Source organism: Alteromonas sp. 38 (genome assembly GCF_902506055.1).
In the GTDB taxonomy this organism is placed as follows: Bacteria; Pseudomonadota; Gammaproteobacteria; order Enterobacterales; family Alteromonadaceae; genus Alteromonas; species Alteromonas lipotrueae.
On the sequence record NZ_LR733300.1, the window covers coordinates 4,528,104 to 4,545,419 of the forward strand.

The following is a 17,316-nucleotide window of genomic DNA, read 5'->3' on the forward strand; positions in this document are numbered from 1 at the left end:
AGAATTAGAAGCTAGGGCCCGCCTTAACAATGGCGTCACTAACATCGTATTTCTCAAAATTCTGCTTAAAGCTATTGACTAGGTTCTGTGCGTATTCTTCGTATTTTCCTGCATCATTCCAGGTTTGCTTAGGCACTAATAAATTATCGTCAACGCCCGATACTGCAACAGGCACATCAAGGTTTAAGCCTTCAACATGTTGGGTTTCAACATTGGCTAAATCACCCGATACAATGGCATCGATAATGGCGCGGGTAGTAGGAATGTCGAAACGCTGACCTGTACCATAAGGCCCGCCAGTCCAACCGGTATTCACCAAGTACACTTTGGCATTAAACGCTTTAACCCGTTTAATTAATAACTCGGCATAAACGCCTGCTGGGCGTGGGAAGAAGGGTGCGCCAAAGCAGGTAGAGAATGTCGATTCAATATCAGAGGTTGAACCAATTTCTGTTGAGCCCACTTTTGCCGTGTAGCCACTTAAGAAATGATAGGCCGCCGCTTCTTCACTTAGTACTGATACAGGCGGTAACACACCACTTACATCACAGGTTAAAAATACGACAGAGCGAGGCTCGCCGCCACGGTTTGCTTCAACCCGCTTTTCAATGTGGCTTAATGGATAAGCCGCCCGTGAATTTTGGGTTAGCGACGTATCTTTGTAATCTGGGGTGCGAGTATCGTCTAGCACAACGTTTTCTAAAATAGTGCCAAACTTAATGGCGTCCCAAATAACCGGTTCGTTCTTTTGCGAAAGGTCGACACATTTTGCGTAGCAGCCGCCCTCAATATTAAACACACTGCCTTCGCCCCAACCGTGTTCATCATCGCCAATTAAAAAGCGTTTAGGATCGGCAGATAACGTGGTTTTACCTGTACCCGATAAACCAAAGAACAAAGTGACATCGCCTTGCTCGCCTACGTTGGCAGAGCAGTGCATGGGTAATATGTCTTTCGCAGGAAGTAAGAAATTCTGAACCGAGAACATGGCTTTTTTCATTTCACCGGCGTATCTCATGCCGGCAATAAGCACACGTTTTTTAGCAAAATTAATCACTACCACGCCATCACTGTGGGTGCCGTCACGCTCTGGGTCACACACGAACCCAGGAACATTTAATACTTGCCACGGGCTTTCGTTATTGACGTTCCATTTGTCTGGCACGATAAAAAGATTACGCGCAAAAACGTGCTGCCACGCAGTTTGCGTTCTTACTTCTAAAGGGAGTGCATGCGCAGGATCTGAGCCCACTTGAAGGTGAGATAGAAAATGCTCTTGAGTATTTAGGTAGGCCTCTACTTTGTTCCACAAGGCATCGAATTTAGTAGCATCAAATGGCTTATTAACCTTGCCCCAATCGATTTCATTCTCAGTGGAAGGCTCTTTTACGATGAACCTATCATTTGGTGAGCGACCAGTTCTTTCGCCGGTTTCAACGACCAAAGCCCCGTTAGTATCTAACACACCCTCGCCCCGCTTAATCGCGCGTTCGATTAATTCGGCGCTAGGCAAATCAACCAATGGAGAGATTTTTAAATCCGTTTTTAAAGACGCTGCCACACTCATAACCGTAACCCTTAATGTAATCTTTCAATAGCACTTTCAAAAAGTATCATTTAACTGAGTCTAAAGTAAATAAGGGCATAGCGTTATTTCTATAAAGAATACTGATTATTAATCTGGATCAACTTTCGAAAAAAACGTAATAAAATTACATTTTTTATTTTGAGGAGGGATACAAAACGGGATATGTGGTTTTTTATCAACGTCCCCTTACAACATATGCTGTAAAGGGAAAGTGAATTAAGAGGTTTTCTTATTTTAGGGGCGGGAGTGTACCCTTATTGATTAGTATCAGGTGAGGGTGCATTACCATTGTGAATCGCCTCAATATCAATGCTATCGAAACGATATTCTGCATGGCAGTACTGACAATTCATTTTAATGTCGCCATCTTCTTTCACTATCGATAAAAGCTCAGCTTTATCGATATTACGAAGTGCTTCTGCGCTACGTTCTTTAGAACACGTACACGCAAAACTAACCGCTTTCGCAGGGTATACTTCCACTTCTTCTTGGTGATACAAACGATAAAGAATGTCTTCAACCGACAACGAGAACATTTCTTTTTCCGTTAACGTTTCGGTTAACGTAGCAATATGATCAAACCCTGTTGCTTGGGTGATGTCAGTGGCGCTGGCATCTGTTGGTAATACTTGAAGCAGCATACCCGCCGCTCTGGCATTGTTTTCATCTTGCAAGTCAGTCATTAAGTGCACGCGAGTGGCTAACTGTTCAGACTGAGCGAAGTATTCTTCTAAACACTCAGCTAATGTTGGCTTATCTAATGCCACAATACCTTGATAACGCTCGCCTTCATCAGGAGTGATGGTCATCACCAACACCGCTTCGGTAAGTAACTCATCAAATGCTTCTGGCAGCGTTTCTAGGCTTTCATCCCAGCGGGCAACGCCACGAAATGTTTGTTCATGGGTGGCATTAATAACCGCGTAACTTACAGGCCCTTTACTTTGGATTTGTAGGGCAATTTCGCCTTTAAATTTAAGCGTAGCCGTAAGTAACGACGTTGCCGCTGCCAACTGCCCCAACAAACGCTGAATTTGTACGGGGTATTCGTAGCTGTGCACAATTTGCTTTAGGCTTTCATCTAAACGAACTAATTCGCCGCGAACGTTCGCTTGGGTAAATAAAAATCGATGTAATTTATCAAAATCACTCATAAACTTGTCCTGTTAGGCAGCGTACTTCTACTGCTGCTTAAATTTAATAATTTGTCTGCGCTGTTTTTTATCTGGCCGATGTTCTGGCTTAGGACTATGAAAAGCGTTCAATTTTCGTGCAACTTGGTTTTCTTCACGTTTTGTTACACTTGTTTCAGTTTCTTCATATAAGTCTTGAGCAAGTGCTGCGCTAAGTCGTTTATCACTGAGTCCTCGAACAATAACGTCACGGTTATCCCAACCTGAGGGAACTTTTATCACTGCACCAAGCTCTACATTCTTGCCGGGCTTAGTGCGCTGTCCGTTGTAGTGAACTTTTCCTGACTGAACCATGTCTCTGGCAATGGCGCGGGTTTTGAAAAACCTTGCTGCCCATAGCCACTTGTCTAGCCTCACATTTTGTGATGTATTGTTCGTTTCCATAAGACCTTTGTAATAATTTCGTAACGGTGCGGCTTTAGTGTTGTGAGCCCCACCTCGACTAGGCTATGATGGGTCGGACAAAGCGCGGTTAACCAAATTTTCACTTTTATAATAAGCAGTACCATCAAGTGGCGACATGACATTCGATAAACTCAATCCACAGTCTCTGGTTGTTTTTGTAAACCAGAACCAAAAACAACTTCACACGTTAATTGTGGTGCTGCTGAGCCTATATTTAATAGCCTTTGCCGCCAAGCTACTATGGCGAATTATACCTGAACCTCAATTATCTGCGACTCCCGCAGTGAGTTTTGCGCCCATACCTTCTTCGGCTTCAGGGCAAAGTGGGGTCAACATACGCAAAATACAACAATTAAATTTGTTTGGTAACGCGGCTGCCGCGCCTGCAAAGGTAGAAGAAGCGCCAGTTACCGATGCGCCTGAAACGCGTCTTAACCTTACGCTTACCGGTGTGGTGGCAAGTTCGGATGAAGACTCTAGCACCGCGATTATTGAAAATCGCAATAGCCAAGCCGTGTATGGCTTAGGTGAAAAAATTGAAGGTACTAACGCCACCCTAAAACAAGTATTCCGCGACAGGGTTATCATTAAAAATGGGGTTAGAAACGAAACCTTGATGTTAGATGGCATTGATTACGACGAAGCGAATAAACGTCGCCAACAACAAGCTAAACGTCGTCCACAGCCAGTGCATGATGAACGAGACGAACCCAATACAAGGCAGTTAAGTGAAGAAGCCATTGAAGCAACTGCTTCATTGCGAGAGCGTCCAGCAAGCTTTACCGACTTCATTTCTATTTCGCCAAAAACCGAAGAAGGTCAGCTTGTCGGTTATCAAGTTAGCCCAGGTAAAGAACCCGCATTATTTAAATCGGCGGGGCTTCAAGCCGGCGATGTGATTGCACAAATTAACGGATTGGATCTGACAGACATGCAGCAATCCCAAGAAGCACTATCTGAACTTCGCAATGCTCAGAATATTGAACTTACAATCATTCGTGATGGCAGTTTTGTCACGCTGTATCTCGATTTGCCTGAGCCATCAGCAGAATAAGAATTAAAGGAAGACAGAATGAAAAGGCGCACTAGCCACAAATTGTTATCTCGCCTAAGCACAGCGCTGTGTACGGCCCTTCTTTGTTTCTCGGTAACAGCCGCTGAATATATGCCTAATTTTAAAGACACTGATATTAGTGAGTTCATTAATATTGTGGGTAAAAACTTAGAGCGCACCATTATTGTCGACCCAAATGTTCGCGGTAAAATTAGTGTTCGAAGCTACGATATGCTGACTGAAGATCAGTATTATCAGTTCTTTTTAAACGTGCTTCAGGTTTACGACTTTGCTGTAGTTGAAATGCCTAGCGGTATTTTAAAAGTAGTGCGCTCAAAAGATGCTAAAACATCAAATATTCCCGTAGTAGAAGGTTCAGCGAAAGACGGTGATGAAATGATCACCCGTGTAGTACCTGTTTATAACGTACCGGTAAGAGAATTAGCCCCTATTTTACGTCAGCTTAACGACCAAGCAGGCGGTGGTAACGTAGTAAGCCACGACCCTTCAAATGTAATGATGATTACTGGCCGTGCGGCCGTAGTAAACCGCTTGGTTGAAATTATTGAGCGTGTAGACCGTGCAGGTGACGAAGAAGTTGAAATTGTGAAGCTACGTTTCGCTTCAGCATCTGAAATGGTGCGTATTATCGACAGCATTAATAAATCTCAAGGTAAAACGAATACCGGTGCAAAATCTGACCCTCGCGTAGTTGCCGACGACCGCACTAACTCAGTGATTGTGAGCGGTGATATTAAAGCCCGCCAACGTTTAATTAACCTTATTGAGCGCATGGATCAGGAATTAGAAACCAGCGGTAACACTCGCGTCCTGTTTCTTAACTACGCCAAAGCCGACGACCTAGTTAAAGTGCTTCAAGGGGTTTCTGCCAGTATTCAAGCCGAAGAGAAAAGTGGCAGCACCAATAGCCGTGGCTCGTCAAATCGTGACGTGAGTATTGATGCTCATGAAGATTCAAACGCGTTAGTCATTACCGCTGAGCCTGACATGATGCGCTCGCTGGAAGAAGTGGTACGTCAGCTCGATATTCGCCGCGCACAGGTTCAAGTTGAAGCCATTATTGTTGAAGTATTTGAAAGCGACGGTACTACTTTGGGTGTTCAGTGGGTATCTGAAAGTGGCGGTGGTACACAGTTTAGCAACGGTGTAATTCCTGTAGGTTCATTGGCTGTAGCGGTTAAAGAAGCAGAAGATACTACCGAAACGGAAACTTATGTATCAGATGATGGTTCTCCTTATACGGTAACCAATACAGATGAGGGTGACTATACGTCATTAGCCAGCTTACTTGGCAGTGCCAATGGCTTAATCGCCGGTATTATTGATAATGGCTGGGGCGCAGTTGTGCAAGCGGTTAGCACCGATACTAACTCAAACGTATTGGCCACGCCGCACCTTACGACCATGGACAACGAAGAAGCTTATTTCATTGTAGGGCAAGAAGTACCGATTATTACTGGTACTTCTACAGGCTCGAATAACTCGAACCCTTTCCAAACGGTCGATCGCCAAGAAGTAGGCATTAAACTTAAAGTCACGCCTCAAATAAATGAAGGCGATGCAGTTCAGTTATTAATTGAACAAGAAGTATCTAGCGTGAGTGGTGCCACCTCGGTAGATATCTCTATTAATAAACGTGAAATTAAAACTACGGTTATTGTGGATGATGGCGGCACGATAGTATTAGGCGGCTTGATAGACGAAGACGTGCAAGAAAGCGTATCTAAAGTGCCTTTATTAGGCGATATTCCTATTCTTGGTAACTTGTTTAAGTCGACGTCTACCAGTAAGCGTAAACGTAACCTAATGGTATTTTTGAAGCCTACTATTGTACGTGACGGCGCTACCATGAACTCTATTAGCCATCGTAAGTACAACTATATTCGAGCGTTACAGCTTAAGCGTCAGCAAGAAGGTATTTCACTAATGCCAAACGCTGAAAGCCCTAGTATGCCTAATTGGGATGATGAACTTTCTTTGCCGCCTTCATTTGAAGAATACCTGACTGAGAAAGACAACCTTGATGAAGGTAACGAGTAATATGGCAGGTCAAGACGAGCAACTCACCCTTGCGGTAGAGGCACAGGAAGAAGCGCTCGAAGCAATGGTTGATGAAGAAGGCTTACCAGAAGCCGTGGCTGGCCCTCGCCAGCTTTCGTTCAGCTTTGCTAAGCGTAATCAGGTATTGCTTGAAACCAATGTCACTCCTGCTGTGCTGTATTTTACGGAAAACACCCCTTTTGAAGTGTTTGCCGAAGTACGCCGCTTTTACGGCGAACCTTTTGTACCTAAAACTATTGCTGCTGATGAGTTCGAAAGCTTTCTAACCAGTGCATTCCAGCGTGATAGTTCTGCAGCAAAGCAGTTAATGGAAGACTTAGGTAACGAGAGCGATTTGTTTGCCCTTGCGGAAGATTTACCTGATACCGAAGATTTATTAGATAACGAAGACGACGCCCCTATCATCAAGCTGATTAATGCCATGTTAGGTGAAGCGATTAAAGAAGGCGCGTCGGATATTCACATTGAAACCTTTGAAAACCAGTTAGTGGTTCGGTTTCGCGTAGATGGTGTATTACGAGAGATTTTACGCCCCAATCGTAAGCTCTCTTCCATGCTGGTTTCTCGTATTAAGGTAATGGCAAAACTTGATATTGCTGAAAAACGGGTACCGCAAGATGGCCGTATTACCCTACGCATTGCAGGCCGCGCAGTAGATGTACGTGTGTCTACTATGCCGTCTAGCCATGGTGAGCGTGTGGTGCTGCGTTTATTAGATAAAAACAACGCACGGTTAAACCTAAAAGACTTAGGCATGACCCAGCAAAACCGCGACCATTTTTCTTCATTGATTAGAAAACCTCACGGTATTATTTTGGTTACCGGCCCAACAGGTTCTGGTAAAAGTACCACCTTGTATGCAGGCCTTAGCGAAATTAACTCTCGCGACCGCAATATTTTAACCGTAGAAGATCCTATTGAATTTGACTTACCCGGCATTGGTCAAACACAGGTAAATCCCCGTGTAGATATGACCTTCGCCCGCGGCCTTCGAGCCATATTACGACAAGATCCCGATGTGGTGATGGTGGGTGAAATTCGAGACGTTGAAACGGCACAAATTGCGGTTCAAGCCAGTTTAACCGGCCACTTAGTATTATCGACCCTTCACACCAATACCGCCGCTGGCGCTATTACCCGTTTAGAAGATATGGGTATTGAACCCTTTTTGCTTTCTTCAAGCTTACTGGCGGTATTATCGCAGCGCTTAGTGCGCACACTGTGTAAAGAGTGTAAAACCCCTCACACGCCCGATCCTCAAGAGTGTGAAGCCCTTAATATTGATGCCGATAGCAACTTTACCATTTACCAACCTCACGGCTGCGCTGCCTGTAACCAAACCGGTTACAGAGGTCGTACGGGTATTCACGAGTTATTGCTGGTGAATGAGAAAGTGCGCGAAATGATGCATGAAGGCGTGGGTGAACAGGCCATTGAAAAATATATCAGGCACTCTACCCCCAGTATTCGGGATGACGGGTGTCGTAAGGTACTTGCAGGTGTTACCTCTTTAGAAGAGGTCCTGCGTGTAACCAAGGAGGATTAGTATGGCCGCCTTCGCTTATAAAGCGGTAAATAACCGTGGCCGTAACGCAAATGGTGTACTGGAAGGCGATAATGCTCGCCAAGTGCGCCAGCAATTGCGTGAAAAAGGCCTTATTCCTTTAGAAGTAGAACAAGTTACCGAACGCGGAAAAAGTGACGGTAAAAGTGGTGGTTTCTCGTTTTTTAAACCGAGAATTTCAGCCTCAGATCTGGCCCTGTTAACCCGTCAAATGGCCACCTTGGTAGAATCTGCCTTACCGGTAGAAGAAGCCTTACTGGCGGTTGCCGAGCAGTGTGAAAAGCCCCGTCAAAAGAACATGATGATGGCTGTTCGAAGCAAAGTGGTTGAAGGTCATGGTTTAGCCGATGCCTTGTCTGAATTTCCTAGTGTATTTGACGACTTATACCGCGCCATGGTGGCGGCAGGTGAAAAATCCGGTCACTTAGATACGGTACTTAATCGCCTTGCCGACTACACCGAACGACGCCAGCAAACTCGCAGTCAAATTACCCAAGCACTTATTTACCCATCGCTCATGCTGTTTTTCGCTTTCGGCATTGTGATGTTATTGCTGACGGTGGTTGTGCCTAAAATCGTCGGTCAATTCGACCATATGGGGCAAGACCTTCCAGGTATTACCCAAGTACTTATTTCGGTGAGTACTTGGCTACAAAATTACGGCCTTATCTTGCTGGTAGTAGTGGCTATTCTGGCGGTAATTGTTCAGCGTGTGCTTCAGCAGAAAAAGATGAAGCTAAGGTTTCACAAAGTTATTTTGAAACTTCCGCTTATTGGTAAAGTGTCCCGCGGGCTTAATACCGCTCGCTTTGCACGTACCTTAAGTATATTAAGTGCCAGCGCCGTGCCTTTACTTGAATCTATGCGCATTTCTGGCGATGTACTTGAAAACCAGCATATAAAGAATCAGGTAGCCGATGCTGCCATTAATGTAAAAGAAGGGAGCAGCTTGCGCGCTGCGCTCGACAATACAAAAATTTTCCCGCCAATGATGATGCACATGATTGCATCGGGTGAAAAGTCTGGCGAATTACAGCAAATGCTTGGTCGCGCCGCCGATAACCAAGATAGGGAATTTGAAGCCCTTGTTGGTGTCTCACTAAAAGTATTTGAACCTCTACTTATCGTGTCGATGGCTGGCATAGTGCTGTTTATCGTAATGGCAATTTTGCAGCCTATTTTGGCCTTAAACAATATGGTGAATATCTGATGAAAACCTTAAAACGTAGTTCTGGATTTAGTTTGATTGAAGTAATGGTGGTGCTACTTATCATTGGCATTATGGCATCGATGGTAGCGCCGCAAATTTTGGGTAACCAAGAAGTGGCACAACTTAAAAAAGCCGCCGTTGATATTCAGCAAATGGAAAGCGCGCTTGAAATGTATAAGCTTCGAAACAATAAGTTCCCAACGACTGAGCAAGGGCTAGAAGCGTTAGTAACCGCTCCAACCCTTGATCCCATTCCAAGAAACTACCCAGAAGGCGGTTTCATCAAGCGTTTGCCAGAAGACCCTTGGGGCAATCCTTATGCGCTAATTAGCCCAGGAGAATTAGGCGTAGTAGACATTTTTTCAAATGGCCCAGACGGTGAACCAGGTACCGATGACGATATTGGTAACTGGAACATTAACGAATACTTAAACTAAGTTATTTTATGCTTGGCCGCTTTCATCCTCACAACAAGCACACTGGCTTCACGCTATTAGAAGTGATGCTGGTACTGTTGCTTATGGGGTTAGCGGCTGGGTACGTGATGTTCAATGCCTTTGGCGCCAGTAAAGCAGACTTGCTAAAAAGCCAAGCCCAACGACTACAAGTACTGGTCGATATGGCAAGCGATTATGCTGTGCTAAACCAGCAGCAACTTGGCATTCGTATAGAGCAAAAAGACAACGAATACTACTTCGTTTTTTTAGATGAAAATGATGAGTGGCAACGTATTGAGGGCGAGAAATATTATGAACCTCACACATTACCTGAAGACTTCTCATTTACGCTAAATTTAGACGACTTGCCTTGGACCAAAGAAGACCAACTTTTTGATAGAGGCATATTCGACGAAACCTTAAGCGTGTCTGAAGATGGTGTTGAAATAGGCAGCGAAGAAGAAAAGAAACTGCCACCGCCGCAAATATTAATCATGTCTAGCGGCGATATTACCCCCTTCAGCCTTAGTTTTGCCTATGAAGGCGACTTTAACGACGAACCCGTTTATTTTGCGCTAAACAATGAAGAGTTTCCGCCACTAGAATTGGCTGGCCCCTTTGAGAGCCCAGATCAGTGAAAAGCCCTTTTTCGCATTCGCCCAACAATCAAAAAGGCATGACACTGCTTGAAGTCATGGTGGCACTGCTTATTTTTGCCTTAACCGGTACGGCTATTTTAAAGGCCGCAGGGGATCACTTAAATAACGTAGGGCAAATTGAAGCGGTAACCTTTGCCAGCTATGTTGCCAGTAACCGGCTAAATCAGTTACAGCTTGATGATACTTGGCCACCTAAGAACAATTTAAAAGGCAGCATGGAAATGGCTGACCGTACTTGGTATTGGCAGCAAAAAGTAACCAAAACCAATGACGATGAACTTCGCTCGGTAAGTATCAGCGTAGGCTTAGACTCAGATTATTCTAGCAGTGTCACGTCAGTAACTACCTTTGTGGCCAAGCCCACCAGCGCAGGCACTTAATGAAGCAGCGCGGATTTACTCTCATTGAAATTCTGATTGCCATGGCTATTTTTACGCTCATTGGTTTGGCATCTACAGGCCTGCTAACCACGGTAATTGATAGCAACGACTTATCTAGCGAGCGCTTTGAGAAATTACAGCAACTACAACGTGCCATGGTCATCATAGAGCGTGATATTCAACAAGCGGTGCCACGGCCAGTTCGCGCTGAAGGGGAAACCCAAACCGTAGTAATGGCTGGCGGCGAGGTAGATGATAGTGACGGTGATGGTATTGGCTTTGTGCGGGGCGGTTGGCACAACCCTCAACTCATGTTGCCCCGAAGCACCCTACAATACGTGGCATATCGCCTTGATGAAGACCGACTAGAACGCCTTTATAGCAACTACGTCGATAATGTTATTGGCTATGAACCTAAGACTCGTACCCTGCTTGAAAATATAGAAAGTTTTACCGTTGAATTCATTAGCGCTGAAAGTAGTACTGATGACAGCGACGATCTAAGTTGGAGTGAAAGTTACCAAGGTGAAGCGTTACCCACTGCGGTGGCGATTGAGTTTGTGAGTAAAGATTTTGGTTTAGTACGTCGTGAGTTTGCCTTAACAGGAGGTTCGGCGTAATGGGCATTCTTATTAAAACGGCTATCAAAGCTCCTACAAAAACACCCCGTTCGATGCCTTCTCGCCAACAAGGCGTGGCGCTTATGATTGTGCTAATGATTGTGGCGCTGGTGTCTGTATTGGCCACTGAAATGGGTACCCGCTTGCAGTTGCAAGTTCAGCGCACCATGAATATTAAAGACAGTAATCAAGCGTACTGGTATGCCTTGGGAGCCGAGGCCTTTGCAAGAAAGTCACTTCAAACCTTGATGGAAGAGACCGGTGATAAAATTTCGCTAGACCAGCCTTGGGCACAGGAATTTATGTACCCATTAGACAATGGCGGTTTACAAGCGAACCTTACCGACCTTCAAGCATGCTTTAACTTAAACGCTATTCTACAAGGCAGCGCTAGCGCAAACGTGAATAGTGGTGATGGCGCTACCGAAGCGATGGATGCCTTTCACACTATGCTTTTGGCGCTTGAAATAGACGATCTAAACAGCTTTACCGCTGATACCGTGCGGGACAGTTTGGCCGACTGGGTAGATGAAGATGACAACATGCGCCCCTATGGCGCAGAAGATAGCGAATATGAGTCGAGAGAGTTTCCTTACTTAGCAGCAAACGGATTACTGGCATCGACAAGCGAATTGCGTATTATTAACGGTGTCTCTGCGGTTTGGTTGAATGAAATTCTCCCTCTGGTTTGCGTAATTCCCGACAACGACGCCTTAGCCATTAATGTGAATACCATTGATGAAGAACATGCTGCGCTATTAGCCGGCTTAACGGGGTTAGATTTACAACAAGCCACTAGCTTGCTGGGTAACCGCCCACAAGATGGCTGGGAAGACGTAAGCGAATTTCTGGCCGAGCCGAGTGTTGAAGCATTAAGTTTATCTGATAGCCGAAAAGAATGGTTTACGGTAACCACTGAGTATTTTATTTTGCACACTAAGACCCGTTACAATAAAGCAACGTTTCAACTTTCTACCGTATTTAACGCAAGTAGTGACGCGGGCGTAAAAATAATAAAGCGCGAGTTTGGAGGCGTAAAATAATGGAACAACTCCTGATTAGGTTAGGTGCCACCGAGGCCGACCCAATTAGCTGGCTAGTATGGTCTACAGCCGAAGAAGAAATTATCGCTTCTGGTGAACTTCCCAATGCCGACGCCCTTTCTACCTTAGCGGAACGTGCTGGGCAGCGTGCGGTAATCGCATTGGCACCTAGCAGCGAAATATTACTTAAATGGGTAGCGTTACCGCCAAGAGCGGGCAGAAAGGTACTTTCTGCTTTGCCCTTCATGCTTGAAGATGAATTAGCCACTGATATTAGCGAACAGTTTTTTGCTATTGGTCCTAAGGTAGGCGATAGCCAAGCCGTTGCCGTGGTAAGTCATGCAAAACTTCAAATGTGGCAGCAATGGTTAGCTGATGCAGGCTTGTTCTGTAACCATCTAATTCCTGATGTACTCGCCGTACCGGTAACTGAAAACGGTTGGTCTGTACTTACTCTAGGCGAGCAAATGTTGGTACGCCAAGATACCTTTCAAGGTATACAGGGCGAGCAAGCGTGGTTGTTACCCACCCTAGGCCATTTCACCAGCCAACAAGAAGCCCCGGTTGTCATTACCAACTATGCGGGTATTGATTTAAGTGGTGTGCCGAATATTACGGTAAATGACGCCCCTCTTGAGCTACCTATGCATGTGCTAGCCAAAGAGGCGTTGTCGAGCAGTTTCAACTTGCTTCAGGGCGAGTATAAAGTAAAGCGTACTCGCAACAATGCGTGGGCACAATGGCGTGTCGCGGCTGTATTAGCGGTACTGGTGTTATGTACCAGCCTGGTTGATAAAACCGTTACCCTGTACCAGCTGAAATCTGATAACGCGGCGCTCTCCAGTGAAATAGATCAAGCGGTAAAATCTGGGTTTCCCAATATTGGCGTTTATCGTAACGTGAAGCTTAAGCTGCAATATGAGCTTGATAAATTATCAAAAAGTGGCGGCGATGCCTCTATGTTAGTGATGCTAGATCAGCTTTCAGAAGCCTTTGCTAGCACACAAGTAAAACCACAAACTTTACGATTTGATGCCACCCGCACCGAAATTCGTATTCAAGCGCAAGGTAAAAGCTTTGAGGCATTAGAGCAATTTCGCCGACAGGCGGAAGGTGCTGGATTTACCGTAGAGCAAGGGGCTATCAATAACCGTGATGACAATGTGATTGGCACGGTATCAATTAGGAGTGTGTTGTGAACGCACTAGTCAGCAAATTTAAAGCGCTTACCGAGCGCGAGCAAATACTGGTAATGATCTCTGCTGTGGTAGTGGTTATTGGTTTATTTTATTTTTTGGTATGGTCGCCCCTTAATGCAGCTTTGCATCAGCAAAAACAATTGCTAGATAACCAACAAAGCTTGCTGGTATGGGTAAAAGACAGTGCCGTTCGCGCCCAACAGCTAAGAAAAAGCAGCAACCGCGCTACGCCTTTTCGAGGTTCATTACCTCAAGCCGTTAACCGCACTACGTCAAGTCACAGCATCGCTATTTCGCGTATGCAACCGCAAGATGATGAGTTACAAGTTTGGATAGACCAAGCCCCTTTTAATAATGTGCTGGAATGGTTAAAAACCCTTGAAGGCATGGGCATTGTCATCATTCAGGCCGATATTGCTGAAGCTGATGATCCAGGTTACATCAAAGTTCGCCGTTTACAGTTAGGAAAAGCATGAAGTCTAAGTTTGGTTGGCTAGTGGGTGGCATTGTTGCCTTTCTAATTTTTGCAATTGCTTACATGCCTGCTATTCAGGTGATTGGCAGAGTAGACTTGCCAAAAAATGTATCGATTAGTGGTGTCAGTGGCACATTATGGACGGGTAAGGCGCAAACCATCGTGGTGAACGGACTCCCTATTAATAACGTTAATTGGGAGCTTAGCCCCCTTGCGTTGCTGATTGGAAAGGTAAGTGCGCATGTAAAAGCGGGTAACATTCGCGATGTAAACGACATTGCTTTTGAAGGGCCATTTAAAACCAGTTTGTTTAATACAAACAAAGTAGAAACCACAAACTTTTCGGTTTACCTACCCGTCGACCGCGTGTTGGCGCAAGTGAATTTGCCTCTGCCAGTGAATGCCAGCGGGCGATTTAAAGTGAAGCTCGACGAACTTACTTTTGGCCCTCAGTGTGTGGCGCTACAAGGCACCGGTGATTGGTTGAATGCCGCCGTTGCAGGTACACAAGGCCCTATCGACTTTGGCACTTATTCTGCCAAACTTCGCTGTGTGGGTGATGACATTGGTATTGTGGTCAGCGAGCCAAACCTACTTGGCCTTTCTATTGATGCTGTAGTTAGCCCAGACATGAAAAAAGTTAAAGTAGACGGGAAATTTAAGCCAGATGATAGCCTTCCTCAAGAGGTACATCAGGCGTCTAAATTCTTCGGACAACCCGACGCGAATGGTTATATCGCCATTAAATTACAATAGGCGCAATGCTATATAAGTTAGCGGCCTTCTTCACGAGTAAGGTCGCTAACCAATGGAATATTCATTAGGTCTTGCGCGGCAAACACCCGTCCGGGGGCAATAACCGCAATAGCCTCAGTAAGCCCATCTAGCCCTGCTTCGCTGCGCTTCATTATATGAGAAAGCACAATACGTTTTGCTTTTGACTCTTTTGCAATTTCAATAATTTGCTCAGGCGTCATATGCAAATTGGTTGCAGCGCTACCCGCCCCCTTTTCAATATCTTCAATAGCATTATGCAACACAAGCACATCAGCATGCTTAGCAAAGTTGGCTAATGTTCCATCCGCATTGTTGGTGTCGCCTGAAAATACAGCAACACATTTATCAATAGTAACTTTCCACGCCAACGCCGGGATTGGGCCATGGTGCACCGATATAGCCTCTATGCTGATATCATCACTAATGGATGTGGAAAAAGTGGTATCTGCAACCGTGTGTGCAGACACCTTATAATCATCTTCACCTTCTTGGGTATAAGAAGACAGGTATTTAAATGCCCCTTCTTTACCTATCAGCGCATCAAGATACGCTTGAGTACTTGGCATAAGGTCGTTACCGGCAGGGCCATACACGGTTAAATCTGTATCTCGACGTGTGAAATAGCTTCCCTTGATAAAACTAGGTAGGTCGGCGGCATGATCAGTATGCAAATGAGATAATAAGATGATGTCTACATCGGTAAAATCAGCACCCGACGCGCCAAATTGAACGCTACTGCCACTCCCTGCATCTACCAGCACTTTGGCCTTTTCGTCTTTCCAAAGAAGGTAGGATGCAGAAGCTCGACCATCGTCGAGTTCTGGGCCACCAGATCCAAGCACTTGTAATGACACCCCTTGGCATACGGTGGTGGCGCTTTTATCCGTTGATGCATGCTGAGCAGGCGACTGTTCAATGGAATCTCCAGCCGCTGCGATAGGGAAAGGGGTAGGCTCAGCACAAACAAAAAAGGCTGAGGTAAATAACCCCAGCCCAAGACTTAGTTTTGTGCCCAGTCCTAATTTAACACCTAAGTGTGCGCCTAAATTTGAACCTACGTTTGAACCGTGCGGCTTCGCAATACGGGCTGAACTAGATTTCATGGATGTGACTAACATACTACTTACTCCTATTCAGCGCCTTGTTGCAGATTAGCCCAACACCGTGGGCTAACCGCATTGGTACGCTTAGCTGTTTTGTTGCTCTGCAATCATGATGGTTTTGATATTTACGAATTCTCGCATACCGTAACCACCATGCTCACGACCGTAACCACTGTCTTTAACACCGCCGAATGGCAAGTTAGGCTGAGCTAACGAGTAACCGTTGATATTCACCATACCCGTATCGAACTCGTTTTTAGCAAGGGCGATAGCATTGTCTGTATCAGTACTAAAGATACCACCACCAAGGCCGTAACGTGAATCATTTGCTACTGTCATGGCTTCCTTATCGTCGCGAACACGAATTAGTGAAGCCACGGGACCAAACAATTCATCGTCGTACGCCGGCATGCCAGGGGTGACGTTTTCTAGCACAGTAATAGGATAGAAATAACCACTACTATCTGGTACTTCGCCGCCTAACGATAGCGTTGCACCCGCTTCAAGTGACGCTTTAACTTGGTCATGTAATTCATCACGCAAATCTTCACGAGCCATAGGGCCTAGGTCGGTATTTTCGTCCGCTGGGTCGCCCACGTTAAGCTTCTTACACTGAGCAACAAATTTATCTCTGAACTCATCATAAATACTATCGACGATAACAAAGCGCTTGGCTGCTACACAGGTTTCACCGTTGTTGATAACACGGCCTTTAATACAGGTTTCAACCGCTTGGTCGATATCAGCATCTGCTAGTACGATAAACGCATCGTTACTACCGAGCTCCATCACCGTCTTTTTCGATAAACTTGCTGCTTCTTTAGCAACTTGCTTACCCACTTCGTCACTGCCTGTAAAGGTCACACCGCGAACATGCTTATGCTTAATTAAGTCACTCGCCGTACCGCCATCAATCAATAGCGACTGATAGACGTTTTTAGGGAAGCCTGCATCTTCATACATTTGTTGGATAGCTACGGCCATACCAAATACGTTTTTAGCATGCTTAAGTACGGTGGTATTACCCGCCATAATGTTTGATACACTGTAGCGGATAACCTGATAAAGCGGGAAGTTCCAAGGCTGAATACCTAGGATCACGCCAATAGGTTGGTAACTGATGATGGCACGACCGCCTTCAAAAATGCGGTGTTCATCTTCTAGAATTTCGGCACCATGTTCTGCCGTATAACGACAGATATTTGCACATAACTGCACTTCTTGCTTACCTTGCTCGGTTACCTTACCCATTTCTCGGGTCATCAGGCTGGTTAAGTCGTCAATGCGCTCTTCCATTAAATCAGCAAGGTTATTAAATAATTGGGCACGGGCATCGAAAGAAGTTCTGCGCCAGTTTAAGTAGGCTTCTTGCGAGCGGGTTACCGCTTGCTCTGCATCATCCGCTGACATCAAATGATAATGATCTAACTTCTCACCCGTTGCAGGGTTATATGTGTTGATTGTCTCGCTCATTGTCACACTCCTTAATCCGTTTGTGATGGGAAGCAGTGCAACTACAACGCCAAA

Annotated in this window: 17 protein-coding genes; 12 read left to right on the plus strand and 5 right to left on the minus strand. The window is 45.3% G+C overall.

Going from position 1 to position 17,316, the window contains the following annotated elements; all coding sequences use genetic code 11:
* Positions 1–4: 4 nt before the first annotated feature.
* The 3 genes from FLAVO9R_RS19525 to hslR all read right to left on the minus strand — a co-directional run bounded on the left by FLAVO9R_RS19525 (position 5) and on the right by hslR (position 3,165).
* On the minus strand, positions 5–1,567 hold the full coding sequence (locus FLAVO9R_RS19525; RefSeq protein WP_159534062.1) for a phosphoenolpyruvate carboxykinase: 1,563 nt from the start codon (positions 1,565–1,567) through the stop codon (positions 5–7).
* A gap of 275 nt (positions 1,568–1,842) precedes the next feature.
* Positions 1,843–2,742 (minus strand): Hsp33 family molecular chaperone HslO, encoded by a 900-nt coding sequence (gene hslO / locus FLAVO9R_RS19530; protein ID WP_159534064.1) that lies wholly within the window; start codon positions 2,740–2,742, stop codon positions 1,843–1,845.
* Between the two features lie 27 nt (positions 2,743–2,769).
* On the minus strand, positions 2,770–3,165 hold the full coding sequence (hslR, locus tag FLAVO9R_RS19535) for a ribosome-associated heat shock protein Hsp15 (protein ID WP_013786664.1): 396 nt from the start codon (positions 3,163–3,165) through the stop codon (positions 2,770–2,772).
* Between the two features lie 136 nt (positions 3,166–3,301).
* Between hslR and gspC the strand changes: the two genes are divergently transcribed.
* From gspC to FLAVO9R_RS19595, 12 genes are read left to right on the plus strand one after another with little or no spacing between them, the layout of a single operon-like run.
* Positions 3,302–4,240, plus strand: coding sequence for a type II secretion system protein GspC (gene gspC, locus FLAVO9R_RS19540; RefSeq protein WP_159534066.1), 939 nt, complete (start codon positions 3,302–3,304; stop codon positions 4,238–4,240).
* Between the two features lie 18 nt (positions 4,241–4,258).
* Positions 4,259–6,301 (plus strand): type II secretion system secretin GspD, encoded by a 2,043-nt coding sequence (gspD, locus tag FLAVO9R_RS19545; RefSeq protein WP_159534068.1) that lies wholly within the window; start codon positions 4,259–4,261, stop codon positions 6,299–6,301.
* A 1-nt stretch (position 6,302) separates the two neighbouring features.
* Entirely contained in the window at positions 6,303–7,868 is a 1,566-nt protein-coding gene (gene gspE / locus FLAVO9R_RS19550) for a type II secretion system ATPase GspE (RefSeq protein ID WP_013786667.1), read from the plus strand.
* Position 7,869: 1 nt separating this feature from the next.
* Positions 7,870–9,096 carry a type II secretion system inner membrane protein GspF gene (gspF, locus tag FLAVO9R_RS19555; RefSeq protein WP_126872108.1) on the plus strand — a complete coding sequence of 409 codons (1,227 nt, stop codon included), beginning with the start codon at positions 7,870–7,872 and terminating at the stop codon, positions 9,094–9,096.
* Positions 9,096–9,533 (plus strand): type II secretion system major pseudopilin GspG, encoded by a 438-nt coding sequence (gspG, locus tag FLAVO9R_RS19560; RefSeq protein ID WP_013786669.1) that lies wholly within the window; start codon positions 9,096–9,098, stop codon positions 9,531–9,533. Before gspF ends, gspG begins: the two co-directional genes overlap by 1 nt.
* Before the next feature lie 8 nt (positions 9,534–9,541).
* Entirely contained in the window at positions 9,542–10,171 is a 630-nt protein-coding gene (gene gspH, locus FLAVO9R_RS19565) for a type II secretion system minor pseudopilin GspH (protein WP_013786670.1), read from the plus strand.
* A complete protein-coding gene (gspI, locus tag FLAVO9R_RS19570) occupies positions 10,168–10,572 on the plus strand; it encodes a type II secretion system minor pseudopilin GspI (protein WP_269748498.1) in 405 nt (134 codons plus the stop codon). The genes gspH and gspI overlap by 4 nt, the downstream gene beginning before the upstream one ends.
* Entirely contained in the window at positions 10,572–11,192 is a 621-nt protein-coding gene (gene gspJ, locus FLAVO9R_RS19575; RefSeq protein WP_013786672.1) for a type II secretion system minor pseudopilin GspJ, read from the plus strand. The genes gspI and gspJ overlap by 1 nt, the downstream gene beginning before the upstream one ends.
* Complete coding sequence (gene gspK / locus FLAVO9R_RS19580) at positions 11,192–12,235, plus strand: type II secretion system minor pseudopilin GspK (RefSeq protein ID WP_232370708.1); 1,044 nt, start codon at positions 11,192–11,194, stop codon at positions 12,233–12,235. Before gspJ ends, gspK begins: the two co-directional genes overlap by 1 nt.
* Positions 12,235–13,434, plus strand: a complete 1,200-nt coding sequence (gspL, locus tag FLAVO9R_RS19585; RefSeq protein ID WP_013786674.1) for a type II secretion system protein GspL — start codon at positions 12,235–12,237, stop codon at positions 13,432–13,434. Before gspK ends, gspL begins: the two co-directional genes overlap by 1 nt.
* Entirely contained in the window at positions 13,431–13,910 is a 480-nt protein-coding gene (gene gspM / locus FLAVO9R_RS19590) for a type II secretion system protein GspM (protein WP_159534070.1), read from the plus strand. The genes gspL and gspM overlap by 4 nt, the downstream gene beginning before the upstream one ends.
* Positions 13,907–14,665, plus strand: a complete 759-nt coding sequence (locus FLAVO9R_RS19595) for a type II secretion system protein N (RefSeq protein ID WP_013786676.1) — start codon at positions 13,907–13,909, stop codon at positions 14,663–14,665. Before gspM ends, FLAVO9R_RS19595 begins: the two co-directional genes overlap by 4 nt.
* A gap of 17 nt (positions 14,666–14,682) precedes the next feature.
* Here FLAVO9R_RS19595 and FLAVO9R_RS19600 read toward each other — a convergent pair whose 3' ends face one another.
* Both FLAVO9R_RS19600 and FLAVO9R_RS19605 read right to left on the minus strand, forming a co-directional pair.
* Positions 14,683–15,804 carry an MBL fold metallo-hydrolase gene (locus FLAVO9R_RS19600; protein WP_159534072.1) on the minus strand — a complete coding sequence of 374 codons (1,122 nt, stop codon included), beginning with the start codon at positions 15,802–15,804 and terminating at the stop codon, positions 14,683–14,685.
* Positions 15,805–15,873: 69 nt separating this feature from the next.
* A complete protein-coding gene (locus tag FLAVO9R_RS19605) occupies positions 15,874–17,262 on the minus strand; it encodes an NAD-dependent succinate-semialdehyde dehydrogenase (RefSeq protein ID WP_159534074.1) in 1,389 nt (462 codons plus the stop codon).
* Between the last annotated feature and the right edge of the window lie 54 nt (positions 17,263–17,316).